This window comes from Phocaeicola acetigenes (assembly GCF_027529745.1).
Taxonomy (GTDB): Bacteria; Bacteroidota; Bacteroidia; order Bacteroidales; family Bacteroidaceae; genus Phocaeicola; species Phocaeicola acetigenes.
In genome coordinates this window covers 14557-41536 of record NZ_JAPZVM010000006.1, presented here as the reverse complement: position 1 = coordinate 41536, position 26980 = coordinate 14557, and the positions used below count along the sequence as shown (strand labels likewise).

Annotated in this window: 22 protein-coding genes and 2 tRNA genes; 8 read left to right on the top strand and 16 right to left on the bottom strand. The window is 40.7% G+C overall.

Annotated features, from left to right (window positions below; all coding sequences use genetic code 11):
* Nucleotides 1-112 precede the first annotated feature (112 nt).
* The 7 genes from O6P32_RS08485 to O6P32_RS08455 all read right to left on the bottom strand — a co-directional run bounded on the left by O6P32_RS08485 (nucleotide 113) and on the right by O6P32_RS08455 (nucleotide 4860).
* Nucleotides 113-775, bottom strand: coding sequence for a class I SAM-dependent methyltransferase (locus O6P32_RS08485; protein WP_269877933.1), 663 nt, complete (start codon nucleotides 773-775; stop codon nucleotides 113-115).
* Nucleotides 776-1153: 378 nt separating this feature from the next.
* Nucleotides 1154-1639, bottom strand: a complete 486-nt coding sequence (locus tag O6P32_RS08480) for a ferritin (protein ID WP_178267085.1) — start codon at nucleotides 1637-1639, stop codon at nucleotides 1154-1156.
* A gap of 106 nt (nucleotides 1640-1745) precedes the next feature.
* The gene (locus O6P32_RS08475; protein WP_269877932.1) at nucleotides 1746-2687 is read right to left on the bottom strand and encodes an acyltransferase family protein; all 942 of its coding nucleotides are present in this window, start codon (nucleotides 2685-2687) and stop codon (nucleotides 1746-1748) included.
* A 57-nt stretch (nucleotides 2688-2744) separates the two neighbouring features.
* Nucleotides 2745-2828 (bottom strand) — tRNA-Leu (locus O6P32_RS08470).
* Between the two features lie 282 nt (nucleotides 2829-3110).
* Nucleotides 3111-3194: transfer RNA gene (locus O6P32_RS08465), tRNA-Leu, on the bottom strand.
* Nucleotides 3195-3387: 193 nt separating this feature from the next.
* Nucleotides 3388-4251, bottom strand: coding sequence for an FKBP-type peptidyl-prolyl cis-trans isomerase (locus O6P32_RS08460; RefSeq protein ID WP_269877930.1), 864 nt, complete (start codon nucleotides 4249-4251; stop codon nucleotides 3388-3390).
* Nucleotides 4252-4275: 24 nt separating this feature from the next.
* The gene (locus tag O6P32_RS08455; protein WP_269877928.1) at nucleotides 4276-4860 is read right to left on the bottom strand and encodes an FKBP-type peptidyl-prolyl cis-trans isomerase; all 585 of its coding nucleotides are present in this window, start codon (nucleotides 4858-4860) and stop codon (nucleotides 4276-4278) included.
* A 130-nt stretch (nucleotides 4861-4990) separates the two neighbouring features.
* Between O6P32_RS08455 and O6P32_RS08450 the strand changes: the two genes are divergently transcribed.
* A complete protein-coding gene (locus O6P32_RS08450; RefSeq protein ID WP_269877926.1) occupies nucleotides 4991-5698 on the top strand; it encodes an SIR2 family NAD-dependent protein deacylase in 708 nt (235 codons plus the stop codon).
* Between the two features lie 71 nt (nucleotides 5699-5769).
* Nucleotides 5770-5934 carry a rubredoxin gene (gene rd, locus O6P32_RS08445; protein WP_269877925.1) on the top strand — a complete coding sequence of 55 codons (165 nt, stop codon included), beginning with the start codon at nucleotides 5770-5772 and terminating at the stop codon, nucleotides 5932-5934.
* 340 nt (nucleotides 5935-6274) lie between these two features.
* Here rd and pnp read toward each other — a convergent pair whose 3' ends face one another.
* Nucleotides 6275-8461, bottom strand: a complete 2187-nt coding sequence (pnp, locus tag O6P32_RS08440) for a polyribonucleotide nucleotidyltransferase (protein ID WP_269877924.1) — start codon at nucleotides 8459-8461, stop codon at nucleotides 6275-6277.
* A 225-nt stretch (nucleotides 8462-8686) separates the two neighbouring features.
* On the opposite strand from pnp, the gene O6P32_RS08435 reads away from it, so the two are divergent.
* The 4 genes from O6P32_RS08435 (at nucleotide 8687) to O6P32_RS08420 (ending at nucleotide 13392) form a co-directional block, all read left to right on the top strand.
* Entirely contained in the window at nucleotides 8687-9832 is a 1146-nt protein-coding gene (locus O6P32_RS08435) for a DUF4369 domain-containing protein (RefSeq protein WP_269877923.1), read from the top strand.
* A 176-nt stretch (nucleotides 9833-10008) separates the two neighbouring features.
* A complete protein-coding gene (gene greA / locus O6P32_RS08430) occupies nucleotides 10009-10473 on the top strand; it encodes a transcription elongation factor GreA (protein WP_269877922.1) in 465 nt (154 codons plus the stop codon).
* Nucleotides 10474-10527: 54 nt separating this feature from the next.
* Nucleotides 10528-10935 carry an HIT family protein gene (locus tag O6P32_RS08425; protein ID WP_269877921.1) on the top strand — a complete coding sequence of 136 codons (408 nt, stop codon included), beginning with the start codon at nucleotides 10528-10530 and terminating at the stop codon, nucleotides 10933-10935.
* Between the two features lie 81 nt (nucleotides 10936-11016).
* Nucleotides 11017-13392, top strand: a complete 2376-nt coding sequence (locus O6P32_RS08420) for a TonB-dependent receptor (RefSeq protein ID WP_269877919.1) — start codon at nucleotides 11017-11019, stop codon at nucleotides 13390-13392.
* Nucleotides 13393-13490: 98 nt separating this feature from the next.
* Here the strand turns inward: O6P32_RS08420 and O6P32_RS08415 are convergent, their stop codons facing one another.
* The 3 genes from O6P32_RS08415 to gltX form a co-directional block, all read right to left on the bottom strand.
* A complete protein-coding gene (locus O6P32_RS08415; RefSeq protein WP_269877918.1) occupies nucleotides 13491-14534 on the bottom strand; it encodes a mannose-1-phosphate guanylyltransferase in 1044 nt (347 codons plus the stop codon).
* Nucleotides 14535-14870: 336 nt separating this feature from the next.
* The gene (locus tag O6P32_RS08410; protein ID WP_269877917.1) at nucleotides 14871-16091 is read right to left on the bottom strand and encodes a 3-deoxy-D-manno-octulosonic acid transferase; all 1221 of its coding nucleotides are present in this window, start codon (nucleotides 16089-16091) and stop codon (nucleotides 14871-14873) included.
* Nucleotides 16092-16103: 12 nt separating this feature from the next.
* Complete coding sequence (gltX, locus tag O6P32_RS08405) at nucleotides 16104-17621, bottom strand: glutamate--tRNA ligase (RefSeq protein ID WP_269877916.1); 1518 nt, start codon at nucleotides 17619-17621, stop codon at nucleotides 16104-16106.
* A gap of 84 nt (nucleotides 17622-17705) precedes the next feature.
* On the opposite strand from gltX, the gene O6P32_RS08400 reads away from it, so the two are divergent.
* The gene (locus O6P32_RS08400) at nucleotides 17706-19763 is read left to right on the top strand and encodes an HD family phosphohydrolase (protein WP_269877914.1); all 2058 of its coding nucleotides are present in this window, start codon (nucleotides 17706-17708) and stop codon (nucleotides 19761-19763) included.
* A gap of 266 nt (nucleotides 19764-20029) precedes the next feature.
* On the opposite strand, the gene O6P32_RS08395 is transcribed toward O6P32_RS08400, so the two are convergent.
* From O6P32_RS08395 to priA, 3 genes are read right to left on the bottom strand one after another with little or no spacing between them, the layout of a single operon-like run.
* Entirely contained in the window at nucleotides 20030-20494 is a 465-nt protein-coding gene (locus O6P32_RS08395; RefSeq protein ID WP_269877913.1) for a low molecular weight protein-tyrosine-phosphatase, read from the bottom strand.
* 2 nt (nucleotides 20495-20496) lie between these two features.
* On the bottom strand, nucleotides 20497-21213 hold the full coding sequence (locus tag O6P32_RS08390; protein ID WP_269877912.1) for a phosphatase: 717 nt from the start codon (nucleotides 21211-21213) through the stop codon (nucleotides 20497-20499).
* Nucleotides 21214-21223: 10 nt separating this feature from the next.
* Nucleotides 21224-23686: a replication restart helicase PriA gene (gene priA / locus O6P32_RS08385; protein WP_269877911.1), complete on the bottom strand. Its 2463-nt coding sequence runs from the start codon at nucleotides 23684-23686 to the stop codon at nucleotides 21224-21226.
* Between the two features lie 89 nt (nucleotides 23687-23775).
* Between priA and O6P32_RS08380 the strand changes: the two genes are divergently transcribed.
* Nucleotides 23776-24753: a Gfo/Idh/MocA family protein gene (locus tag O6P32_RS08380; RefSeq protein ID WP_269877909.1), complete on the top strand. Its 978-nt coding sequence runs from the start codon at nucleotides 23776-23778 to the stop codon at nucleotides 24751-24753.
* A gap of 124 nt (nucleotides 24754-24877) precedes the next feature.
* Here the strand turns inward: O6P32_RS08380 and O6P32_RS08375 are convergent, their stop codons facing one another.
* Nucleotides 24878-25483, bottom strand: a complete 606-nt coding sequence (locus tag O6P32_RS08375) for a porin family protein (RefSeq protein WP_269877908.1) — start codon at nucleotides 25481-25483, stop codon at nucleotides 24878-24880.
* 247 nt (nucleotides 25484-25730) lie between these two features.
* Nucleotides 25731-26945, bottom strand: a complete 1215-nt coding sequence (locus tag O6P32_RS08370) for a hypothetical protein (protein WP_269877907.1) — start codon at nucleotides 26943-26945, stop codon at nucleotides 25731-25733.
* Nucleotides 26946-26980 lie beyond the last annotated feature (35 nt).

Here is a 26980-nt window from a genome sequence, read left to right as displayed (position 1 = left end):
AAGATATCTCATTACAGTGGTACACCCGTCTCATTGTCGTGAGACGGGTGTACCATTAGAATGAGACGAGCATCTCCTTATAATGAGACACCTTTACCTATCCATGAAATGACTATAGGAAATTCACAATACGGTGTTCTTTAATACGCTCTTTATCAAAGAAAACAATACCTACATCATACAAATCGAAGGTAACCCCTGTACGCGAATCGGCAATTACCGAGTTCCACCATTCTTTTTTTTCTTTCGTGGCATAAGGAGAAGCAATTACAAAGCAGGTACGCGAACCGGCTTTACTGCACAAAGCTTCGAATACTTCTTTATAATAAGGGGTATGAGCAATATGAACAAGGTCGGCAGAAAAGTCAATCGTCTTTTGCCAGGCATCCTCTGTGTGATATACAATCTGAGGATAAGAAGCCAGCAGGTTTTTCACGTCCTGGTGCAGACAACAGTCATAAGTATGAACTGGTACCTGTTTAGCCTCAGCCATATAAACAGTCGACAAGCCACTTCCTGTTCCTATTTCGAGTATAGAAGAAGGTTGCCAGTAGTTGGTAAACCGGAATAAAAATTTATCGACCTTTTCACGATAATGCGGTAAAGACAGCACAGCCTTTCTCTTATCATGCAAAGTACGGTATGCATAAAATGCCATACGCTCGTATACCACAAAAGTAATCAAGAAAAAATCAGAGGGAGAATGAACTCCGTACCCGCAACGATGACGGAAGCGACGACACCAATTCCAACCGCGAAAAAACCAATTTACCATCTCTATTCAACCTTATTAAGTAAAGGCAAAGATAGCGAAAGGCAAGAGCAGAGGAAAACGAAAACAACGTTTCCAGATTTTCCTTTGCCGAACCGTATCCTATCTTCGCGCAAACAAAGATAGTGAAAGGCGAGTGCAGTACCAAGCCAAAAGCTTGCTTTTAAGCGAAAGTAATGCCGAGCCGCACCCTATCTTCTGAAAAGATTGTGAAAGGTAAGAGCAAAGGCAAAGAAAAAACAAAGTTCTCGCTCATTGACGATGCCAAGCTGCCTCCTATTTTCTGAATAGATATATACAATGTAGAGTTATCTAAAGAAAAAGGCTGTAGTCAACCATAAAATAGTTACTACAGCCTGTCTCTCTCAAAAAAATGAGAGTTTATTTACGTTGTCCCAACTGATCGTTCAGATACAAGATACCGGCACCATCACCACATCTTCTCAGTTTTTCTACAATACCCTGAGCAGTAGCTTCTTCTTCTACCTGTTCGCGTACATAGCCCCACAAGAAATCTTGAGAAGCCTTATCTTTTGCTTCAGAAGCTACATTTACCAAACTATCAATCAGTTCAGATACATGACACTCGTGCTGATATACATGTTCAAACACTTCAACAACACTTCCCCATCCTTGAGGTACTACATCAATTTTACCAACCTTAGCAGTACCACCACGTTTTGTCATATAGTCTGCCAAATCGTATGCATGCTGCAACTCTTCTTGAGACTGCTTTCTCATCCAGCTTGCAAATCCGTCGAAACCTTCACGCTGCAAATAGAAAGACATTGAAAGATAAAGATTAGATGACCACATTTCAGCAGTAATCTGATCGTTGATGGCATTTTGTAATTTTTCTGAAATCATAATATTATAATTTTTAATGAATAACCTTTTCTTATAAGCATACAAATAAAATGCCAAAAAGCTTTCTTCTCACAGGAAAATCATTGTCTGCCACCCTGTCACGAGTTTACTGCAACATACGTTCTTTTCCCCAGAAAAAGCGAGACACTTTACACCGGTCCATACACCAGGCTATCAGAAAGCTTCCGGCCAGCACAAAACCTACCGAAACAATCAAAAAGCACATTCCTGAAGTATCAAAATTGAAGAAAGATACAAAAGATTTTGTAATTACCGTGAAAATAGGGGAGAAAACCAATATCACAAACGTATTTCTGCCAATATACAGACATGCGTCTCTCAACTTTCCCGAAAGAAAAGGATAAACAGTCAGTCCCATGCTAATAGCCAAATATACCATGGCCATTCCTCCCCACGTAAAGCAATTCAAATTCTGTTCATTGGCAGACAACCAGATAAAAGGCAGTATTCCCCACCAGGAAGTCTTGAAGAAAGCAGTAAAAGAAAGATTGCAGCGACGCAACATAATTCCTCCCCAGAAATAAAGTACATGAGGCAGAGAACTGATATGAAGTACTGTAGATTCGACTGCCAGGCATAAAGCCAACACAATGGAAAAAGAAAGCGTATTTTTCAACCATCTCCTTCCTACTCTGTCGAGCAGATAATAAGTCGTACTACATAACATAAGTGTATGCAAATACCAGTAAGGGCCCAATGGATGGAGAAAAAGTTTATCGGCCCAAACCGTCAGACTCAGTTCATCCACTCCGTCACGTACCGGCAGAATAGACGACATCACCATATATCCGCTTTCCATCACGGCATAAGGAACAAAAATCCAACCCATGGTGCGGAAAAAAACAAGCGGCTTTTTGGAAATACTGACAAGATAGCCGGAAATAAGAAGAAAGGCCGGCATATGAAACGTATAAACCAGCTGTTTGGCATATGGATACTTATCACCGATATAGACCAGATGAAACACAATCATCAGGATAATGAATACACACTTCAAAAAGTCGAGCTCTTCTATACGTTTTTTCATGGGAATTACAGTTAAATAAAAAAAGCGGAGAGGTTATTTCTAACTTCTCCGCTTCAGTACCCAGACCCGGGGTCGAACCGGGATGGATGTTACTCCACTGGTGTTTGAGACCAGCGCGTCTACCGATTCCGCCATCTGGGCATTTCTCTTAATGCGCTGCAAAGATAGGGATTTATTTTCAACCTCCAAAATATTTCTGCATTTTTTATCGAAAATATTAGCGATCCATTGAAATACGCCTGATACTTACAAACGACATTTGTCTCTACCCGCAGTATCTATCATAATCTTCAATCTTATGCTGGAAGAAGAAAATATCAATATCATAATTACAATAGGAGCTGTCTGGTTCTTGCGGAAATATACTTTGCCAGAAAAAAGGACATAAAAAAAGAGAACTAAGCTAACTTAGTCCTCTTATCGTACCCAGACCCGGGGTCGAACCGGGATGGATGTTACTCCACTGGTGTTTGAGACCAGCGCGTCTACCGATTCCGCCATCTGGGCATTTCTCTAATGCGCTGCAAAGGTAAGAACTTTTTTCATTCCTGCAAAACAAATCGGGACTTTTTCTTCCAAAAGAATAAAAATATCCTCATTTTCTTCATCAGAAAGACAAAACACATCACTTTATATAAAAAAGAATCTGCAAACCATTGAAAACAGTCTGCAGATTCCTTATTTATATTTTAAAGCTAAATTACTTTTCGATGCTCAGCAATTCTACTTCGAAAATCAATGTAGAGAAAGGTTTGATGTTACCAGCTTCTCTTGAACCATATGCCAATTCCTGCGGAATATAAAGTTCCCATTTAGAACCTACAGGCATCATAGTCAAAGCTTCTGTCCAACCTTTGATTACCTGATTAGCACGGAAAGTTGTAGGCTCCTTACGGTCGTAAGAGCTATCGAACTGAGTACCATCAATCAAAGTACCTTTATAGTGAACTTTTACACGAGAAGTATCGGCAGGCACTTCACCCTTACCTTCTGTAATCACCTTATACTGCAAACCACTTGGTGTAGTCTTAACTCCTTCTTTACCTTTGTTTTCTGCCAAGAAATCTTCGTTCTGTTTCTTGTAGTCAGCATATTTTTCTGCCAATGCTTTTTCTTTGATTGCTTCTGTACGTTCCTGAACATACATTCTTGCAGAATCAGCAGATACAAGTCCTTTTTCTTTTACTGCAGAAATAAAACCTGCCAAGAAGTTTTCTTTGTTCAATTTGTTTACAGAATCACCTCTGAACACCTGATTATTAATAGCATCAAACATATCACCGCTAATCTGCAAACCAATCTGCATACCAGCCAAATATGCTTTCTGTTTAGCATCTTCTACAGTAGTACCCTGTTCGATACCTTTGATAAAGTCTGCTACATAAGCAGAATCTACTCCCAAACGTCCGGTAGCATAGTCCATCAATCCCTGAGAGTTAGTCATACCCAACATATAAGACAAAGTATCTACATCACTTTTCATATTTGCCTTTGGGCCCTGAGAGCTACATGATGCCAAACCTGCTGCTGCAGCCAGCATCATTATTACTGTACCTTTTTTCATTACCTTTTATTTTTATATTTTTAATTATAATACTTCAATCAATTCAACCTCGAAAATCAGTGTGCTGTGAGGAGGAATCATTTCTCCGGCACCTTGTGCACCATACGCCAGATCAGAAGGAATATACAATTTCCATTTTGCACCTTCCGACATAAGCTGCAAAGCTTCTACCCATCCCTTGATTACCTGATTTACGCCAAATACAGCCGGTTCGCCACGCTTGATAGAACTATCGAACAATGTTCCGTCGATCAAAGTACCTTCGTAATGACAACGTACGCGGTCTGTAGCTTTCGGTTTTTTACCGTTTCCCGCAGTAATCACTTCATACTGCAATCCGCTTGGCAATGTTACAATATTAGGATTCTTCTTGTTTTCTTCGAGGAATGCTTTTCCTTTAGCAATATTCTCCGCATTCATTTTTTCTTCCAATTCTGTGAAATACTTATTTACAATTTCACGAGCTTCTGTATGCGTGATAGCTGTCTGGTTTCCCTCTAATACGTCTTTGATAGCCTGTGCAAAGTCGTTTACTTCAATACCGCGAGCACCCATGCTCAGTAAGTTCTGGCCTATTCCCAGACCAATGGCGTAACTGAATTTATCCATGATTGAATTTTATTTAATATATCGTTCTTTTTAACAAACGTGGCAAAGGTATCTTTTTTCTTTGAATATGAGCCGCTTTAAGCGATTAAATTTTCTTATTTTTGTGTATTATATAAATAAAGGTATAAAGATGAAAAACTTAGTTGTATTAACAGGAGCCGGTATGAGTGCCGAAAGTGGTATCAGTACATTCCGCGATTCCGACGGACTGTGGGAACGATATCCGGTAGAACAAGTCGCCACTCCCGAAGGATATGCAGCAAATCCGAAACTGGTAATAGACTTCTACAACGAACGGCGTAAACAATTGCTTGAGGTGAAACCTAACCGGGGACACGAGTTGCTTGCAGAACTGGAACAAAACTTCAATGTAACCATCATTACACAGAATGTAGATAATCTGCATGAACGGGCCGGAAGTACACACGTAGTCCATTTGCATGGTGAACTGACCAAAGTCACTTCGAGTTATCAGCCTAATAACCCGAACTATATTAAAGAGCTTAAGCCCGAACAGTATGAAGTCAAAATGGGCGATACAGCAGAAGACGGATCACAACTCCGTCCGTTTATTGTATGGTTTGGCGAGGCCGTTCCTATGATTGAAACAGCTATTCATTATACCGAGCAGGCGGATATCTTCGTTATCATCGGCACCTCACTCAACGTATACCCGGCCGCAGGATTACTGAATTATGTTCCTTATGGAGTACCGGTGTACCTGATCGACCCGAAAGAAGTAAAAATCAATTCCGGCAGACAAGTCAATGTGATTCGAAAAGGAGCTTCGGAAGGAGTTTATGAGTTAAAAAAGATTTTATTAAAAGATAGACAGTAAACAAATTCTTTCTATATTTGTTTTTAGATAAGACAGTATTATTAATATTAACTCAAAAATAAAGATAGATTATGAAAAAGTACATTTGCACTGTATGCGACTGGGTATATGATCCTGAAACAGGTGATCCGGAAAGCGGTATCGCACCGGGAACTGCATTCGAAGATATTCCAGAAGATTGGGTATGCCCCGTTTGCGGAGTAGGCAAGGAAGACTTCCAGGTAGTAGAAGAATAAATTGCATTATACCACGAAACAAGGCTGTTTTCATATGAAAGCAGCCTTGTTTTATTTTATACCTTTCCCCTTCTCCTATTACATAAATACAGCACAAACAAGAATAAAATAATTCGGCATTGCTTGCATTCTATAAACAGCGGCGTCGGCTACAAATTCAGCGACATCGGCCATACAGCCGTCGCCGCCGTTTGTAAAATCGGCGACGACGATTATAACACTCATCAGCTACCATTGAAATTGCTCACAAGCAAAATTATCCGAGACAATAGAAACAAAAAAAGATTCCCTAATCGAATACCGATCAGGGAATCTTTACTATACCTATATAAACAAAAGTTTATTTCTGCTCTTTGTTCTGCTGAGGACGTCTTTCACGTTTAGGTTGTCCTTCACCCGCATTCATACCTTCCGGTTTAGGTAACAACACCTTATGAGAAAGTTTGAATTTACCGGTCTTCGGATCGATATCCAGCAACTTCACATCAATTTCGTCACCTTCTTTCAGACCAGATTCTTCGATTGTTTCCAGACGCTTCCAGTCGATTTCAGAGATATGAAGCAAGCCATCTTTACCCGGCAAGAATTCTACAAATGCACCGTAAGGCATTACAGAACGTACCTTACCTTTATATACTTCACCGATTTCAGGCACTGCAACGATACCCTTAATCAAACGCATTGCATCGTCAATAGCCTGTTTATTGTTACCAGAAACTTCAATGCGTCCTACTCCATCTACTTCTTCAATGGTAATAGTAGCACCGGTTTCTTCCTGCATACCCTGAATGATCTTTCCGCCCGGGCCGATTACAGCACCGATAAATTCTTTCGGAATAGTCATTGTTTCAATACGTGGAGCATGCGGTTTCAGTTCTGCACGTGGTTCAGCAATACATTCGGTCAGTTTACCCAAGATGTATTCACGACCTTGTTTAGCCTGAAGCAATGCTTTTTCCAAAATATCGTAAGTCAAACCGTCGCACTTGATATCCATCTGAGTAGCAGTGATACCGTTCTTAGTTCCGGTTACTTTAAAGTCCATATCACCCAAGTGGTCTTCATCGCCCAAGATATCAGACAATACGGCATATTTTTCTTCTCCAGCATTCTTGATCAATCCCATTGCAATACCAGATACCGGGTTCTTGATAGGTACACCGGCATCCATCAGTGCCAATGTTCCGGCACATACAGTAGCCATAGAAGAAGAACCGTTTGATTCCAGGATATCGGAAACCACACGTACACTATAAGGATAATCTGCAGGAATCTGTCCCTTCAGCGCACGCCAAGCCAAATGGCCGTGACCGATTTCACGACGGCCTACACCGCGCTGTGCTTTTGCTTCACCTGTAGAGAATGGAGGGAAGTTATAGTGCAACAGGAAGCGTTCCTTATGCTGATCGAGTACATCGTCTACAATCTTTTCGTCCAACTTAGTACCCAATGTTACAGTACTCAAAGACTGAGTTTCACCACGTGTAAAGATAGAAGATCCGTGAGGACCAGGCAGCGGACTTACTTCGCACCAGATAGGACGGATTTCTGTAGTAGTACGGCCGTCAAGACGTTTGCCTTCGTCCAAGATGCAGCGGCGCATTGCTTCTTTTTCTACATCATGGTAGTAACGGTCTATCATGCCTTCTTTTTCTTCAAGTTCTTCTTCAGTAAACTGAGCCTTGAATTCTTCACAAATAGCATCGAAAGCATCCTGACGTTCGTGTTTGTTCTTGTTACCAGAAGCTGCAACTTCGTATGCCTTTGCATAGCAAGCTTCGTGAACCGCCTTGCGCAAATCTTCGTCGTTTTCTTCGTGGCAGTATTCACGTTTTACAGTCTTGCCCACTTCTTCCATCAGTTCCATCTGTGCTTTACAGTGTACTTTGATTGCTTCGTGTGCGAAACGCATTGCTTCGAGCAGGTCTTGTTCAGAAACTTCGTTCATTTCACCTTCTACCATCATGATGTTATCATAAGTAGCGGCTACCATCAAATCCATATCAGCTTTTTCCAATGCTTCGAAAGTAGGATTGATAACGAACTGTCCGTCGATACGTGCCACACGAACTTCTGAAATCGGACCGTTGAATGGAATATCTGATACAGCCAAAGCTGCAGAAGCAGCCAGACCAGCCAAAGCATCCGGCATATCCACTCCATCTGCCGAATACATATTAATTGTTACATATACTTCTGCATGGAAGTTGTCCGGGAACAACGGACGTAATGCGCGGTCTACAAGGCGGCAAGTCAGAATTTCATAATCCGAAGCTTTTCCTTCACGTTTGGTAAAACCTCCAGGAAAACGTCCGAACGCTGAATATTTCTCTTTATACTCCACCTGAAGCGGCATAAAATCTGTACCGGGAACTGCATCTTTTGCTGCACAAACAGTAGCCAGCAACATGGTGTTACCCATGCGTAGCATAACAGCACCATCTGCCTGTTTTGCTAGCTTTCCCGTTTCGAGCGTAATGGTTCTTCCATCACCCAACTCGATCGTCTTAACAATAGGATTGATCATAAAAAATGTTTTAATGTAAATTCATCATAAATACGCGCAAAGATAGGCATTTATATATTAACAAAGGAGGGAATTAGATAAAACTTTCATTTATAATCTGTTTTTATACATTTATTGATGATTTTCAAGGCAAAAACAGAGGAGAAAAGCAAGAAGAAACAGTAAAAACTTTGTGAAGTCATGAAAAGCCGTATCTTTGCAAATCGAATATAATGAGAACTGATAATGAAGAAAAATGCTTATATCGCAGCCGCATTGCTGTCGGCAGGGCTGGTTGCCTGCAACAACGAACCTGCTTTTAAAGTAGAAGGTGAAGTAGCACAAGCTACAGACAAAATGTTGTATTTTGAACAAACAGGTCTGGAAGGTATCGTAACCATCGACTCCGTTAAACTTAATGACAAAGGTGCATTTTCTTTTTCAGGTGCACGTCCCGAATCACCCGACTTTTACCGTTTACGCATCGGAGAGCAGGTAATCAACTTTACCGTTGATTCTACGGAAACCGTCACTATTCATGCCGACTTCAATAAATTCGCAACCGATTATCAGATTGAGAATTCAGAAAATAACGAAAAGATTAAAGAGCTAGTCCTGTTGCAAGCAGACTTACAGCAGAAAGTCAATCAATTAGGAAAATCAGGACTTCCTATCGGAGTGGTACAGGACAGCCTGCAACAAATGGTAAATGCCTATAAGGAAAAAGTAAAGAAGAATTACATCTTTATCGGTCCTAACAAACCGTATTCTTACTTTGCCCTGTTCCAGCAGCTCAACGGACTGATGATTTTCGACCCGTTGAACGACAAAGAAGACATCAAATGCTTTGCTGCTGTAGCTACCAGTCTGAACAACATGTACCCTCATGCAGACCGTTCCCGCAATCTGTATAACATGGTAATCAAGGGAATGAAAAATACCCGTATTCCACAAGCCAAACCTTTGGAAATTCCTGAAGACAAAATACAGGAGGCCTCTATCATTGATATTCCTCTTATGGACATAAAAGGAAATATCCGACATCTGACCGATTTAAAAGGAAAGGTCGTGCTGATAGACTTTACAGTGTATGCCAACGCGGCATCGGGAGCACATAATTTGGCACTTCGCGAATTGTATCAGAAATATGCTTCACAGGGCTTGGAAATCTATCAGGTTTCATTGGATACAGACGAACACTTCTGGAAAACAGCATCCGATAATCTGCCATGGATTTGCGTACGCGACCCACAAGGACCATACTCAACTTATGCAAACATATATGGAGTAACACAGCTTCCAACAGCTTTTCTTGTGAACCGTGAGAATGTGTTAAGTGTAAGAATCGGCGAAAAAACCAATTTGGAAGAAGCAATTAAGAAATTATTATAATATGTTGAAAAGCATGCTAAAATAGCTCGATTATATACTTGACAGATATTATAAAAAGACCTATCTTTGTCAAAGATACAAAATAAGAAAGGGTTCCGGCATTGTTTACATGTCGGGATTCTTTTTTGTTTATAGGATAGAAAAATTAGTAATAACAAATAAAAAAGGAGAAAATTATGGCTTACATGTCAGAAGAAGGCTACCAGAAACTGGTTGCCGAATTAAAACACTTAGAATCGGTAGAGCGCCCGAAAATCGTAGCTGCTATTGCCGAGGCTCGTGACAAAGGAGACTTGTCGGAAAATGCAGAATACGATGCAGCAAAAGAAGCACAAGGCTTATTGGAAATGAAAATCAACCAACTGAAAGCAACTATCGGCGACGCAAAAATCATCGATACTTCCAAGTTGAAAGCCGATACTGTACAGATCCTGACTCGTGTAGAGTTGAAGAATGTAAAGACCGGCATGAAAATGGCTTACACTATCGTATCAGAAAGTGAAGCAAATCTTAAACAGGGTAAGATCTCTGTTACTACTCCTATTGCACAAGGTCTTTTGGGCAAAAAAGTAGGCGATATTGCAGAAATCACTATTCCACAGGGTAAAATCAGCTTGGAAATTACAGGTATATCATTTTAATCAATAAAGGCAAGTCTGCTTTATGCAGGCTTGCCTTTTTAATACCATACCACTATGGCAACAATATTCAGTAAAATCATTGCAGGTGAAATTCCCAGCTACAAAGTAGCAGAGAATGAAAATTTCTACGCATTCTTGGATATCAATCCACTGGTAAAAGGACACACACTCGTAGTTCCTAAAAAAGAAGTCGACTATATTTTCGACTTGAGTGATGAAGAGCTTGCAGCTATGCACATCTTTGCCAAACATGTTGCAGCAGCCATTCAAAAAGCATTTCCATGCAAAAAGGTAGGCGAAGCTGTCATCGGACTTGAAGTTCCACATGCTCATATTCATCTGATTCCTATACAAAAAGAGTCGGATATGATCTTCTCTAATCCGAAACTGAAACTGAGCGACGAAGAATTTAAAGCCATCGCTCAAGCTATTCAGCAAGCATGGACAGATAATGCCCAATAATTTTTCCTCCTTACTATATATGAAAGCCATCCCTTACCGTTTGGGATGGCTTTTTTCGTATCTTTGCAAAAAAGATTCACTATGAAAAAGAACTACTTCCTTCTGTTATTTATTCTTCTCATATTCTGGCTCCCTTCCCTAGCACAGACTTACAAAATACAAGGTAGTGTGATAGACAAACGAACACGCGAGCCGTTGGAATTTGTCAATGTATTGGTGGTAGGACTAAACTCCGGTGCCTCTACCGACTCTGAAGGAAATTTTACTATAGAACAGGTACCTCCCGGCATTTATCGTCTACAAGCTTCCAGCCTGGGATACAAAACCGTACTTACTCCAGAATATCGGGTAAATCATATTACCCCACATGTTCAAATAGAGATGGAGGAAGATGAACTGACCTTAGATGCCGTAACCATCACTGCTTCTCCTTTCCGTAGAGTAGCAGAAAGTCCGGTAAGTCTACGCGTCATCGGGCTAAGAGAAATAGAAAAAGCTCCAGGAGCTAATCGCGATATATCCCGTGTTGTACAGAATTATCCGGGAGTAGCCTTTTCTCCCATCGGATACCGTAATGATTTAATTGTCCGTGGTGGAGGTCCCTCTGAAAACCGTTTCTATCTGGACGGAGTAGAAATACCTAATATAAACCATTTTAGCACACAAGGAGCCTCCGGAGGTCCGGTTGGTTTGATTGATGCCGACCTGATACGAAGCGTAGAGTTTTATAGCGGTGCCTTCCCGGCCAACAGAGGAAATGCATTGAGTTCTGTACTCGATTTCAGTCTGCGAGACGGAGATATGGAACACAACTCCGTAAAAGCCACATTAGGAGCTTCGGAAGTAGCCCTGACCTCGAACGGACATTTAGGCAAAAAAACATCTTATCTGGTATCAGTACGCCAATCCTATCTGCAAATGCTGTTCAAAGTTCTGGGATTACCTCTCCTTCCGGCTTATACAGATGCTTCCTTTAAGATAAAAACACGCTTCAATCCGCACCATGAGCTGACAGTTTTAGGCCTGGGAGGTATAGACCGAATGAAACTGAACTTTGATATTGAAGGTGAAGATGCCGAATATATATTGGGATACTTGCCTAAAATAGAACAGGAAACATTTACATTGGGAAGTGTCTACCGCCACTATGGTGGTCCGCATATACAGACCATTACTGTCAGTCACAGTTATCTGAATAACCGTAACCTGAAATACCGGGATAATGATGAAAGTTCGGAAGACAACCTGACATTACGTCTCCGCTCCATAGAACAGGAAACCAAGATAAGAATGGAAAATACTTCAAACTGGAGTGTATGGAAAGTAAATCTGGGAGCCGAACTGAATTATTCACAATATGACCAGAACAGTTATCAGCAGTTATTCACAGACCAAATTCATGTGTTCGACTATAAGACCAATCTGAATATGCTACGCTGGGGAATATTTGCTTCAATAGATTATACCTCGGCAGACGAGAAGTTTACAGCTTCACTGGGAGTCCGGGCCGATGGCAATAATTACAGTGATAAAATGAAAGAAATGTGGAAGCAGCTTTCTCCACGCCTTTCTGTTTCTTATCGGCTGGCAGAAGGTCTGTTCTTAAGTGGACATCTGGGACAATATTATCAACTTCCGCCATATACTGCTTTAGGATTTAAAGAAGACGGACGGGCTTACACTAATCAAAATCTAGACTATATATCTGTTTCACAAAAAAGTCTCGGACTGTCTTGGAATCCTAACGAAACAATGGAACTGTCTATAGAAGGATTTCACAAACAATACAAGCATATGCCTTTCTCCATAAACGATGGAATCCCTCTTTCCTGTAAGGGTAACGACTACGGGGTAATAGGAAACGAAGCACTGCGATCGGATGCAGAAGGACGCTCCTATGGGGTAGAAATGATGTTCAAGTGGTTAGTGGCCCAGAAACTGAACCTATCTTCTTCCCTCACCCTCTTTAAAAGTGAATTCAAGTCGAAAGAAAATGAAAGCTATATTGCATCGGCATGGGATAACCGTTTCATCTTCAATGTGAGTGGTACCTATAGTCTTCCCAAACAATGGAGTATCGGAATGAAAGCAAGCTGCATAGGAGGAGCTCCTTATACTCCATATGATGAAGAAAAATCGTCACTGGTAGAAGCATGGAATGCACAGGGAAAAGCATACTATGACTACAGCCGGTACAATACAGAACGCCTTCCTTTCTTCGGACAGCTGGATGTCCGTGTAGATAAAACTTTTTACTGGAAGAAATGCATGTTCGGAATCTATCTGGACATACAGAATATTACTGCCAGCAAACTGAAACAACCCGACGTACTGATGAGTACAGGTACTATAGAAAATCCTTCGGCTGCTCCATCCGAACAACGCTATGTAATGAAATACATCAAGCAGGAAAGTGGCACATTGCTTCCCACTTTAGGCATCACTTTTGAATACTAATCTACCCAATAGATAACAAGATACTTTAGAAAGGCAAAGGGACTATTCCGGCAGCAAGCTGCGAAACAGTCCCTTTGTCTTTTCTTACATATAAAGAATCAGGAGAACTTTTCTCCAAACTTCATTTCCACATCATTTACAAACTTACGGATGGCATTATGATCATCTTTCTTACAAATGAGAAGCACATTATCGCGAGCTGCAACCAAATATCCTTCCAATCCCTGTATCACAGCCAATTTACCTTCCGGCATCAGAACTACATTATCTTTACAATCGTACAGTAATGTATTACTATTGATTATCACATTCTTATCGTGATCTTTAGGAGACGTTTCATACAGCGATTCCCATGTTCCTAAATCAGCCCATCCAAAATCGCAAAGTTGTACATACACATTATTAGCCTTCTCCATGATACTGTAATCAATAGAGATATTAGGGCAAGAAGTAAAGTCGGGTACATCGCACTCCACACGTGGACAGATTTCGGACATCATTTCATGAAATGCTTTTAGAATGGTATTCACATGCCAGATAAAAATGCCTGAATTCCAATAGAACTCATTGCTTTGCACAAAAATCTCGGCAAATTCTTTTGCCGGTTTTTCTATAAAGGTCTTTACCTTGAAGAAATCACCCTCTTTCTCTTCATCAATTTGTATATATCCATATCCTGTTTCTGCCTTTGCCGGCTTTATACCGAGTGTAATCAGTTTATCCGTACGCGAAGCAAACTCAAGTCCTTTCAGAATAGCTTCCCGAAAGCGTTCTACATTTAATATCAAATGATCAGCCGGCGCCACTACAATTGTAGCATCAGGATTAATCTTCTGTATTACATGAGAAGCGTAAGCAATAGAAGGAGCAGTATTTCTTCTTTCTTCTTCAATAATCAACTGATTTTCTTTTATTTCAGGAAGCATTTGCAAAACCAAATCCTTATAATCACGATGTGTAGTGATATAAATATTCTCTACCGCTACAATCTGTTTATATCTTTCAAACGTTTGCTGCAACATCGTTTGTCCGGTTCCGAAAAAGTCAAGAAACTGTTTAGGTAGTGATTTACGGCTATAAGGCCAAAAGCGTCGCCCCATACCTCCAGCCATAATTACACAATAAAAATTATTATTGCCCATGATAAAAGAATCAGTTTTAAAGTTTATGCTAAGATAAGTTTTATTTTAGAAGAATCCAGCATAAAGGCCTTTAAATAGTGTTAGAAAATTGCTTTTTTAAAAGAAACGATATGGCTCCTACTATATTATAACTCTCAGCAAAGTACTTCGTATGCTTTCATCCACAATCATACAAGCACTATACGAAAATAATATGCCCACACCCCAGGAGGCTATAACTTTCGGACAAGACACAAATAAATAAAAAGTTTATCAGTATTTATTTCTATAGAAAACTAAAAAAGCCACAGAAACACAATAGAACATGTTTCTGTGGCTATGATATTGAAAGCTATATTATAGCTGTACTGTTTTCATGATTTTATCCAATGCGCCAGCATGGGCTGATACATAGTTTCCGGCATTTTTCCCAGAAGCAGCAAGAGAAGCAGGATCTTTTATCCAATTATCCATTAAGGCATTAAATTCTTCAGCTCCAGTTATCTCAAAACCACCTTTGCATTGTTTCAACCCTTGTGCTTCGAGAAACTTTTTATTGTTAGGTCCAAAAACAACAGGAATACCGTAAACGGCAGCTTCCAGTGTATTATGAATACTTACGCCAAATCCTCCTCCTATATAGGAAACTTCTCCGTAACGATAGATAGAAGAAAGAAGTCCAAAACAATCGATAATCAAGCAATCTGCCTGTTTCACATTTTCTTCTGTCGCCTCAGTATAACGCACCACAGGACGTTTCAATTTCGCCATAATTTCTTTCAAATGGCTTTCACTGATTACATGAGGAGCTATTATCAGCTTCATCTCCGGATGACTGTTGAAGTAAGGTATAAAAATATCTTCATCCGGTGCCCATGAACTACCAGCCACAAGGGTCAGCGCATTTCCTTTGAATTGCTCTACCAAAGGAAGATTTTTGGCTTGATTACAGATTTCCAGTACACGGTCGAAGCGGGTATCTCCCACTATTGTGGTATTGGATATGCCAATCGTTTTCAACAAATGTACCGACTCTTCGTTCTGTACAAAAAGGTGAGTAAAACTTTTCAAGGCATCCTTATAGCATCCTCCATACCAGCGGAAAAAGATTTGTCCCGGACGGAAGATAGAGGATACGCTATACACCGGAATCTGGCGGCGATGTAATTCTTCCAGATAATTTTTCCAAAACTCATACTTAATAAAGAAAGCCATGTACGGATGTGCCAGGTCGATAAACTTCTTTACATTTCCCGGTGTATCAAGTGGCAGATAGCAAACCACATCGGCTCCTTTGTAGTCTTTTCTCACTTCATAGCCTGATGGAGAAAAGAAAGTCTGCAAAATCTTGTAGTCCGGATATTGTTTCCGGATTGCTTCTATAAGAGGACGCCCTTGCTCAAATTCACCTAAAGAGGCAGCGTGAAACCATAAATAGCGGGCAGAGGGGTCTATATGCTGTTTCAAGATGGAAAAGGACTCTTTCTGTCCTTTCACCATCTTTGATACTTTTTCACTGAAAAGTGCAGCCAAACGGACTGCACTTACATAAAGAAATATAATCAGATTATAAATCATCACACTTGGTTTTTATTTGAGTACCTCTACAGCACGACGCATACGTCTTACGGTCTCTTCCTTTCCCAATACAGCAGAAATATCAAACATATGAGGTCCCTTACCTTCACCAACCAATGTAAGACGGAACGCATTCATAATGTTACCCAAATGATAGCCTTTGTCTTCAATCCACTTCATCACAACTTCTTCCTGATGAGCCAATGAGAAATCATCTAATGATTCCAGTAAGTCGGCCAATTCCAACATACGTTCTGCAGAATCTTCTTTCCAACGTTTCTTTACGGTCTTCTCATCGTATTCTACAGGAGCAACAAAGAAGAATTTACAAGTTTCCCACAATTCCTTCACAAAGCTGACACGTCCCTTCATCAATCCTACTACAGTTACCACTGTTTCCATAGGAGCTTCTATTCCATGTTCTTTGAGAATTGGCATAAACAATCCGGCAATCTCTTCATCGCTCTTCATCAGGATGTATTCGTGGTTAAACCATTTACCTTTTTCGTAATCGAACTTAGCACCAGCTTTGCTACAACGATGCAGGTCGAACAATTTGATCAGTTCATCCATCGACATCAGCTCCTGGTCATTACCCGGATTCCATCCCAGCAAAGCAAGGAAGTTGATTACTGCCTCCGGCAAATAACCTGATTCACGATATCCCGAGGAAACTTCTCCAGTTTTCGGATCATGCCATTCCAATGGGAATACAGGGAATCCCAAACGGTCACCATCGCGCTTACTCAGTTTACCATTTCCATCCGGCTTCAGCAACAGAGGCAAGTGAGCAAATTCCGGCATCGTATCTTCCCAGCCAAACGCACGATACAACAGCACATGCAAAGGTGCAGAAGGAAGCCATTCTTCTCCACGAATTACATGAGAAACTTCCATCAAATGGTCATCTACAATATTGGCCAAGTGATAGGTAGGAAGTTCATCTGCCGATTTATACAGCACCTTATCATCCAAAATAGATGAATTAATCACAACTTCTCCTCGAATAATATCGTGTACATGTACATCTTCATTCGGTTCAATCTTGAAACGAACTACATACTGTTTACCTTCTGCAATGAGTGCATCCACTTCTTCCTTACTCATGGTAAGAGAGTTGCGCATACTACCACGAGTAGATGCGTCATACTGGAAGTTAGGAATTTCCTTACGTTTTGCATCCAGTTCTTCCGGAGTATCGAAAGCAATATAAGCTTTTCCGTTATCCAGCAATACCTGTACATATTTCTTATAAATATCGCGACGCTCCGACTGGCGGTATGGACCATAATTTCCTCCGAAACTTACCCCTTCATCGAAATGAATACCTAACCATTTAAAAGATTCGAGAATGTATTCTTCTGCTCCCGGAACAAAACGGTTTGAATCCGTATCCTCGATACGGAAAATCAATTCTCCACCATGCTGGCGGGCAAACAGATAGTTATACAAGGCAGTACGTACACCGCCGATATGCAATGCACCAGTAGGGCTAGGTGCAAAACGAACTCTTACTTTTCTTTCTGACATAGTGGTTTCTATCTAAAAATACAGTGCAAAATTAAGCTAATTTTCCCGTTTTTTTCTTATTTTGCACCCAAAATATACTTCATTATGAAAAGTTTCCAGACCGAAAGGCAGTTCTCATACAAGGAACTGCTATATAAAAGCATTATTTTTCTAGCTACAGTAACCCTGCTCGTCTATTTCCTGCCACGGGAAGGGAAATTCAATTATCAGTTTGACATTAACAAGCCTTGGAAATATGGACTGCTTCAAGCCTCATTCGATTTTCCAATCTACAAAGAAGAGCAACAAGTACAACATGAGCAAGACAGCATAATGGCTGCCTATCGTCCTTATTATGGACTAGACAAAAGGATTGGTGATGAAATGATAAAAAAATTCAAAGATGACTATGCCAGCACTCTCTATCGTATTATCCCCAATCCAACATATAGAAATCACATTGAACGACTATTGAAAGAAATATATGAACAAGGAGTAATCGGCGTCAATGATTTGTCCAATTTGCGGAAAGACAGTTTTTTCCATATACGGATTGTGGACAGAAACATATCAAGTCAACGAGATATAAACAATCTGTATACAATCAAACAGGCTTATGAAGCACTTATCAAGTCTGATACAATCCATTACAACAAACGGATGCTACAGCTCTGTAACCTGAACAATTACATTGCTCCTAATTTGATTTACGATGCAGAGAAATCGGAATCGGCGAAGCAGGATTTGCTGTCAAACATTTCCTGGGCCAGTGGTTTCGTCATGAACGGACAAAAAATTATTGACCGAGGAGAAATTATCAACCAGCAAACCTACAACATCTTAAAGTCACTCCAGAAAGAATGGAGCAAACGAAGCGAGACCACTACCGAGAAACGTCTTACTCTCTTCGGACAAATCTTGTTTGTAGCGATTCTCATTGGTATTTTCTTTACCTATCTGGAACTTTTCCGCAAAGATTATTACAGCCGGAAACGATGTCTATATCTGCTCTTCAGCATTATCGTCATCTTCCCCATCATATCGTTTATCATGGTAGAACACGCTTTTCTTAATGTATATATTGTTCCTTTTGCCATGATACCGATTATTATACGTATTTTCCTCGACTCCCGCACCGCTTTTATGGCACATATCACCTCCATATTACTATGCTCTATTGTACTGCGTACGCCGCATGAGTTTATCTTACTTCAAACCGTAGCAGGTATGGCAGGTATCTATAGTCTTCGGGAATTATCACAACGGTCGCAACTTCTGCGAAGTGCTTTTATCGTAACACTGTCTTATGCGATTCTCTACCTGGCACTAGACCTTATTCACGTCAGTACGATAGCACAACTCAGCACGAATATGTATATCAATTTTATCCTGAATGGAATTCTGCTTCTATTCACTTATCCGTTGCTGTTTATATTGGAAAAGACCTTCGGATTCACTTCCAACGTAACATTAGTAGAGCTCTCCAACATCAACAACAAACTAATGAGGGAGATGTCGGAAGTAGCACCTGGTACTTTCCAACACTCCTTACAATTGGCTAACCTCACTGCTGCTGCTGCTAACCGCATCGGAGCCAACAGCCAACTGGTACGTACCGGAGCTATGTATCACGATATAGGTAAGATGCTCAATCCCGCCTTTTTTACAGAGAATCAATCAGGTGTCAATCCTCATGACCAATTGACTTATAAACAAAGTGCTCAGATTGTCATCAGCCATATTACGGATGGAATGAAACTGGCGGATAAGTATAATCTTCCTACGGTTATAAAAGACTTTATCTGTACCCATCATGGAGCAGGGCTTACCAAATATTTTTATATTTCATATCAGAACGAACACCCGGATGAAGAAGTCGATAAAACAGCTTTCCAGTATCCCGGTCCCAATCCGTTTACCAAAGAGCAGGCTATTCTGATGATGGCAGACTCGGTAGAAGCAGCTTCACGCAGTTTACCGGAATATACAGAAGAAAGCATTTCGGCATTAGTCGACAAGATTATAGACAGTCAGGTACAAGAAGGCTATTTTAAGGAATGTCCGATTACTTTCAAAGACATAGCCACTGTAAAAACTGTATTCAAGGAAAAACTGAAAACAATGTACCACACACGTATCAGTTATCCGGAACTTAAGAAATAAAAGAAATGCCTTCATACTCTATTTGCTTCAAATAAAGCATATCAAAAAGTATGAAGGCATTTTTATTTAAAAGTAATTCATGCTGTCTGATAGAGTTTTAAATGCCCTGTTATTACATTCGAAAACGTGACTTGTATCATCAGCATTCGATACTTGTATCGTTAGCTTACGATACTTGTATCATCGGCCTTCGATACAAGTAACGTAAATCAGCCCTTATTTTCGTATAAACAGTTTGTTTAAAAACTTGCCCTAAAATGCAAAAACTATTGTTTTACAGCATCCAATAAGCCTTCGCAGGCATCTTCCAAAATATCGAGTACATTTTCGAATCCCTGCGCACCGCCATAGTAAGGATCGGGGACATAATCCACAACCTTTACCCGACAATAATCAGTCATTCGTTGAATTTTACGTTCTGACTCAATATCCGGTGCTTTTTCACGCAACGCATCGATATTGCGATCATCCATACCAAGAATCAGGTCAAAATTATAGAAATCTTCTGTGCGTACCGGACGGGACAAATGAGTAATGTGATAGCCACGCCGTGCAGCATGTGCCCGCATCCGCTCGTCGGCCGGCTCACCGTGGTGAAAGCTGCTGATACCAGCCGAATCAACTTCAATATCATGCTCCAGTCCGGCTCTTTTAATATATGTACGCATAATTTCCTCTGCCGATGAAGACCGGCAGATATTTCCTAAACAAACAAAGAGTATTCGCTTCATGCTTATTTTATATTCAGATAATCTTCAAACTTTTCTACACTCAGGTTCATTATCAGTTCTTCCGGGAAACCAGTTTCATCCACCAGTTGCCACACATAGTCATAAGTGGCAATATCAAAAGAAATATGTGCATCGCTTCCTAAAATAACCGGTACTTCATATTTCTTACAAAGGCGAAGTATCTCTAAATTATTACCTCTCGCCTCTGCTTTATTCCGGCAAGGTTTCAATGAACTATTGTTGATTTCCAACAAAGTACGATGTTCTTTTGCAGCCAGTACGATAGGCTCAAAATCGAGTTGGGCTGTTCCGTCACCCGGATGACTGATAATATGAGTATATGGATTAGCAATGGCATTTATCATACCTTGCGTATTTTCTTCTCTTGTACCCTGACTGTAACACAACGAATGAATACCGGCAATACGGATATCAAGCATTTGCATGGTCTTTTCATCCAAGTCGAGTGTACCTTTTGCATCTATAATATTAATTTCTGCTCCTAATAATAATTCAATACCATACATCCGACGAGGCACTACATGCAAATTACGGAAATAAATAGGATTGCACGTTCCTGGAATACCCGGCGAATGCTCTGTGATACCCAATACTTTCAATCCTTTCTCTGCAGCAGCCTGTGCCATTTCCTGCAAAGTACTGAAAGCATGTCCACTTGCTACTGTATGTGTATGTACATCTAATTCTACTTTTTTCATAAACTATATTTTACATCGGGTCTACATCATAATAAACCGTCAGCGAGCGGAAGCGTTCATCTTCCATAATGCTGCGCTGTACTTGAGTTAAATAATCACGCACTTTTTTCATCGAAGCAGTCTGTTCCACCTTGACTATTATTTTTCGGATAAATAAGGTCTGTATACGCGATACAGGAGGCTTGTCAGGTCCTAAGACTCGACTTCCCAGCCCGCTTCGCAGATAAGCAGCCATCAAATCGGCAGCTTGTCCAAGCACATCTTCTTTACGGTGCTTCAGATACACATATACCAAGCGGTAGAAAGGTGGATAATGAAATAATTCCCGTTCATCAATCTGCTCCTGATACATTCTGGGATAATCATTCGTCATCACTTCATGAATGACAGGCAACTCCGGCGACTTTGTCTGTAACACGACCAGACCTTGTTTATTCTTTCTTCCGGCACGCCCTGCTACTTGCGCCATCAACTGGAAAGCACGTTCATAAGAACGGAAATCGGGATAGTTCAACATCGAATCAGCATTCAATATACCTACTACACTCACCTTATCGAAATCCAGCCCCTTCGATACCATTTGTGTACCAATCAGAATATCTGTGCGCTGCTCTTCAAAATCGGCAATAATCTTTTCGTAGGCCGTACGGGTACGTGTCGTATCCAAATCCATCCGGGCAATACGGGCTTCGGGAAACAGGACCTTCATATCATCTTCTATCTTTTCGGTTCCAAATCCCCGGTTTACCAGTTCCGTTCCTCCACATGCCGGACATGATTTCGGTACGGTTTCCGTATAGCCACAATAGTGACAAGTCAACTGGTTTAATCCTTTATGATAAGTAAGACTGACATCACAGTTCTTGCACTTGGGCACCCATGCACATGTACGACATTCTATCATAGGAGCAAAGCCTCTCCGATTTTGAAATAAAATGACTTGTTCTTTCTGTTCCAGTGCCTCACGTACTTTTTGCAAGAGTAAAGGAGAAAACTGAGCAGTCATCCGTTTCTTACGAGCAAGTTCCTTTATATCTACTAACTCCACATGTGGCAAAAGAATATTCTGATGACGTTCCTTCAGCTCTACCAGACCGTATTTTCCATTCAGGGCATTGTAATAAGTTTCAATAGCCGGAGTAGCCGTTCCCAACAAAGTTTTCGCACCAAACATGGATGCAAGCATGATGGCTGCATTGCGTGCATGATAACGGGGAGCAGGATCCTGCTGTTTATAAGTTGCTTCGTGTTCTTCATCTACAATGACCAATCCTAACCGGCGGAAAGGTAAAAATACAGATGAACGCACTCCCAAAATCACATCATAATCGTGTTCCGACAATTGTTTCTTCCAAATTTCCACACGCTCGGCATCCGGAAATTTGGAATGATAAATGCCTAAACGAGAACCAAACACACGCTGCAAACGTTCGGTAATCTGTGTCGTCAAAGCTATCTCAGGCAATAAATACAAAACTTGCTTTCCTGCCTTCAAAACCTGTTCTATCAGATGAATATAGATTTCGGTCTTCCCACTGGCAGTTACCCCATGTAACAGACATACACTTTTCTCGCAAAAACAATTCAGTATTCCGGTATAAGCACGCAGCTGTGCTTCACTCAATGGATTCAATGCCACCAGTTGACGGGAAGTTTCAGTCAACCGTCCTATTTCCTGGTTATATACTTCGAGAACCTGTTTATCTACCAGACCATTCAATACAGCAGGAGAAACACCGGCTGCCTGCAACAGGGCCTTTTTGGAAACTTCCTTTAATTCTGTTCCATCCTGCGTCCATCCGGACAACTCAATGTACTTCATCCACAAAGCCAACTGCTTCGGGACACGTGCCAATTTATCGAACTGAAGACGTACAGCCTCCTCCGTCCGCATTTGCTCCGTCAGCCTTACACGTGCTTCTGTACGAGGCTTATAATGATGTTTTAATTCTTCTTTTACACGAATCGCCTGTTTATCCAACAACGATTTTATAACCGGAAGTAATAATTTGATTCCACTAGCCTTTTCCAGTTGAGTAACATACTGCTCCGGATCGTTACTGAGCAAATCAAGTATCTGTTGTTCTTTGAGAGGAAGAGGGATTTCCGATTCGAACTCCGGATTATACACAACCAAAGTTTCACTTTCTATCTTCAACCCCGAGGGTAACGCTGCCTTGTATACATCACCCAGTGTGCACAAATAGTAATCTGCCATCCATTGCCAGAAATCATATTGGCGCTTCAACAATACAGGAGTTGTGTCCAGCACTTCACTGATAGCTTTGGTTTCATACCCCTCAGGCTTTTCTTCATGTACACGAGTCACAATTGCCGTATAAAATTTCTTACTTCCAAACTGCACAATAACACGGCAGCCTGGTTGCACACGGCTTTCCCATTCCTCCGGAAGCGAATAGGTATACTGTCCGACAACAGGTAAAGGCACTATGACATCCACGTACTTCTTCATGCTACAAAGGTACAAAAAACACTTGCTTCCGATTGCCCGTTTATCAAACTTTTATAGCTTTGCAAAAGAACAATTATACAATACAACTTATGAAAATATACAAAATCGGTATTATCGGTTGTGGAGGCATTGCAGCAAAAATGGCAGCCACATTGGGAGGGATGAAAGGAGTCGCCCGATACGCTGTTGCTTCCCGTTCGATAGACAAAGCACAACAGTTTGCAAACGACTGGCAGTTCACTAAAGCTTACAGCTCTTACGAAGCACTGGCAGACGACCCGGAAGTAGATTTGATTTACATTGCTACCCCACATGCCATGCACTACGACAATGCACGTATGTGTATTCTGAAAGGCAAACCGGTGTTGTGTGAAAAAGCATTCACGGCCAATGCCCGCCAGGCAGAGGAATTGCTTCAACTGGCAAAAGAAAAAGGAGTATTCATCACAGAGGCAATCTGGACCCGCTATATGCCACTGTCCCTCACTATACAGGAACTAATTCAATCGGGTGTCATCGGCACTCCCCGTACCTTATCTGCCAACCTAAGCTACGTCATCGACAACAAGGAACGCATCATCCGCCCGGAACTGGCAGGAGGTGCCTTGCTGGATATCGGTGTTTATACACTGAACTTTGCAGCTATGGCATTTGGCACAGAGATTGAACAAACACACAGCGTATGTCAAAAAACCGAAACCGGTGTCGACTCACAAGAAAGTATTACCCTTTTCTATAAAGACGGTAAGATGGCTACGCTCCAAGCCAGTATCCACGTACAAAGTGACCGTCAGGGAATCATTGCAGGAGATAAAGGATTTATGGTAGTAGAAAACATCAATAATCCGCAATCAGTACGTATCGTAGACCGCAAGTATAATACCACTGCTATATATTATGCACCTCAGCAAATCACGGGATACGAATATCAGGTATATGCCTGTATCGAAGCACTCGAAAAAGGATGGCTGGAATCGCCTTATATGCCACATTCCGAAACCTTACGCATCATGCATCAAATGGATGCACTAAGACGAGAGTGGGGAGTAGTTTATCCATGTGACTAAATAAAGACTAGCCTATAAACAAATACCAAAATCCTCTCTTGTACGAATCTATCGTACAAGAGAGGATTCAATTTATTGATAACCTTTTAAAAATAATATCGGTATATTCAACATTCAAGAAGAATCAGAACAGATAAGCCAATGATATCTGCCAAGTATTTTTCTTCATATCAACAGTCGGACCTTCGTATTCGTCGGATACAGCTTTAGCAAGCTTACTGATACCAAAATTGTAATTTAATCCTATCTGGATATGACGGATCAGTTTCACACCTGCTCCTACATTGAATGTAGTATAACACGTCTTCATATCAAAAGCCTCTGAAAAATGTCCACTACCTACATTGAAACCAAACTGTGGACCAGCAGCCACATAAGCGCCTAATGTACTTCCCAATCCAAACGACCATTTCAGATTAACAGGAACTTCAACAGACTTCAATGTCTGGCTTTCGCTATAACTCTCTCCTTCTACATTTACCGTAGCTTTCGCCCCATCTTGGTTATACAGAGCAGCCACATCAAATCCTAAACCAACAACCGGTAAGGTAAATTCAACCATCGGACCTACAAAAAATCCGGTACGGTTATCTCCCTTCACCACATCCTGTGAGAAAGACAAAGTAGAAATATTCAATCCGCCCTTCAAACCAAACTTCACTTGAGCTTGTGCAGGCAATGCAATCCATAAACAAGCAAAAATCACAAATGTGGATAAAAATTTCTTCATATAATCTTATTTTATTGGTTATAAAAACAAATGTAATAAAATTCCACAAAAAAAGAAATATATTACATTTTTTCCAGTATGCAATCCAAGCTTTTCACAACGAAAAAAGGAGTCCAGCGAAAGTATATTAAAAATGAATGGGATTTCTATCAAAAAAGGCTGAACCCACTCTTGGGTTCAGCCTTTTCATCAGACTTACTTTATTTGCCAACAATTGATATACAGACACCTCGTGTCCTTTATTTTATTACAAGGTCCATCCTGCAGTCCAGTCTTCACCTTCTTTTACGGCACCTTTATAGTCTGTAGCTGTAAAGAATGAATCATCTGACAAGTCTTTACCACCGCTAACTGTACCTACATAGTTATTCTTCCACTGGAATACCTGATTAGTCAAATTACTTGCTACAGCTGTAAAATCTGTATTGGTATAAATACCTTGTTTTGAAGAAACTTCCCCATCCAAAGCTACATATTCCAATTTAGAAGTACCATCTTTCAATGCATTTTCTGTTTCGTTTGTTTCTACAGTCAGGGGTTTTCCTTTACCTGCAATCAACGCATTATACAACTCAACCTGAGTACCTGCACGCAAACGTACTCCCTGTTCTGTACCTCCATTTCCAATCAGTGTTGCATTGGCAATAACAGGATGAGCAACCGGAGTAGCAGCATTGTTATTTCCGTTGTTGTCACATTCCATCAAACAGTCACAGTCATATCCCAAGCTACCTTCAGCTTCCTGATAAGCAACAACAAACTGAGCTTTACCATTCCATCCTTCTGTCCAGTCGAAAGAGTCGTCACTACAACTGGTAGCAACCATATATTTCACATTTACAGAACCACCGAAGAACTCAAAACCATCATCCGATCCTTTATATGCCTGCAAATGTTCTACCGTAGTACCATTTCCAACTCCATAGAAAGAAACACCATTTGCTTCGTGTTCTTCATCAAACGCATATCCTGTATATTCCAAACGGATATATTTTAATGTACCTGAATTATCATTATCATTTGAACCACCATAAGCAGCGTTACCGATTTCAGAAAGTCCAGATCCGTTATTGGTATGAGCATAACCACAGATGTGCAATCCTCCCCACGCACCAGCTTCCTTCTTTTCAGAAGTCATTATAATAGGATTTTCCGCAGTACCTTGTGCATTGATCTTTGCTCCCTGTTCTACCAAAATATAGTCCACAACCTCATCATACTTTGCAATAAGAGTTACTCCCGGTTCAATCGTCAATGTTACGCCTGGTTTAACATGAACACCTCCAGTCAATGTATATGTTTCTCCTGATTTCAATGTCATGTTTTCAGTAATATCCTTATCAATTACATTCTGGCCACCTTCTTCCGGTCCTGACGGAGTTGTATTATCACTACAAGAAGTTGTACACAATGCCATACCTGTAAACAATGCCATAGCAGCAGATTTCCAATACTTTTTCATAATAAAATGTTTTTTAGTTTAATCGTTTTTTACCT

Bases quoted from the DNA above. Each gene is read 5' to 3' on its own strand.
- O6P32_RS08455 (WP_269877928.1), bottom strand. From the start codon at position 4,860: ATGGATAAATTCAGTTACGCCATTGGTCTGGGAATAGGCCAGAACTTA.
- rd (WP_269877925.1), top strand. From the start codon at position 5,770: ATGAAAAAGTACATTTGCACTGTATGCGACTGGGTATATGATCCTGAA.
- O6P32_RS08380 (WP_269877909.1), top strand. From the start codon at position 23,776: ATGAAAATATACAAAATCGGTATTATCGGTTGTGGAGGCATTGCAGCA.
- O6P32_RS08415 (WP_269877918.1), bottom strand. From the start codon at position 14,534: ATGGGCAATAATAATTTTTATTGTGTAATTATGGCTGGAGGTATGGGG.
- O6P32_RS08390 (WP_269877912.1), bottom strand. From the start codon at position 21,213: ATGAAAAAAGTAGAATTAGATGTACATACACATACAGTAGCAAGTGGA.
- O6P32_RS08425 (WP_269877921.1), top strand. From the start codon at position 10,528: ATGGCAACAATATTCAGTAAAATCATTGCAGGTGAAATTCCCAGCTAC.
- O6P32_RS08370 (WP_269877907.1), bottom strand. From the start codon at position 26,945: ATGAAAAAGTATTGGAAATCTGCTGCTATGGCATTGTTTACAGGTATG.
- O6P32_RS08375 (WP_269877908.1), bottom strand. From the start codon at position 25,483: ATGAAGAAATTTTTATCCACATTTGTGATTTTTGCTTGTTTATGGATT.
- O6P32_RS08435 (WP_269877923.1), top strand. From the start codon at position 8,687: ATGAAGAAAAATGCTTATATCGCAGCCGCATTGCTGTCGGCAGGGCTG.
- O6P32_RS08460 (WP_269877930.1), bottom strand. From the start codon at position 4,251: ATGAAAAAAGGTACAGTAATAATGATGCTGGCTGCAGCAGCAGGTTTG.
- pnp (WP_269877924.1), bottom strand. From the start codon at position 8,461: ATGATCAATCCTATTGTTAAGACGATCGAGTTGGGTGATGGAAGAACC.
- O6P32_RS08395 (WP_269877913.1), bottom strand. From the start codon at position 20,494: ATGAAGCGAATACTCTTTGTTTGTTTAGGAAATATCTGCCGGTCTTCA.
- O6P32_RS08450 (WP_269877926.1), top strand. From the start codon at position 4,991: ATGAAAAACTTAGTTGTATTAACAGGAGCCGGTATGAGTGCCGAAAGT.
- O6P32_RS08410 (WP_269877917.1), bottom strand. From the start codon at position 16,091: ATGATTTATAATCTGATTATATTTCTTTATGTAAGTGCAGTCCGTTTG.
- O6P32_RS08420 (WP_269877919.1), top strand. From the start codon at position 11,017: ATGAAAAAGAACTACTTCCTTCTGTTATTTATTCTTCTCATATTCTGG.
- gltX (WP_269877916.1), bottom strand. From the start codon at position 17,621: ATGTCAGAAAGAAAAGTAAGAGTTCGTTTTGCACCTAGCCCTACTGGT.
- O6P32_RS08480 (WP_178267085.1), bottom strand. From the start codon at position 1,639: ATGATTTCAGAAAAATTACAAAATGCCATCAACGATCAGATTACTGCT.
- O6P32_RS08400 (WP_269877914.1), top strand. From the start codon at position 17,706: ATGAAAAGTTTCCAGACCGAAAGGCAGTTCTCATACAAGGAACTGCTA.
- priA (WP_269877911.1), bottom strand. From the start codon at position 23,686: ATGAAGAAGTACGTGGATGTCATAGTGCCTTTACCTGTTGTCGGACAG.
- greA (WP_269877922.1), top strand. From the start codon at position 10,009: ATGGCTTACATGTCAGAAGAAGGCTACCAGAAACTGGTTGCCGAATTA.
- O6P32_RS08475 (WP_269877932.1), bottom strand. From the start codon at position 2,687: ATGAAAAAACGTATAGAAGAGCTCGACTTTTTGAAGTGTGTATTCATT.
- O6P32_RS08485 (WP_269877933.1), bottom strand. From the start codon at position 775: ATGGTAAATTGGTTTTTTCGCGGTTGGAATTGGTGTCGTCGCTTCCGT.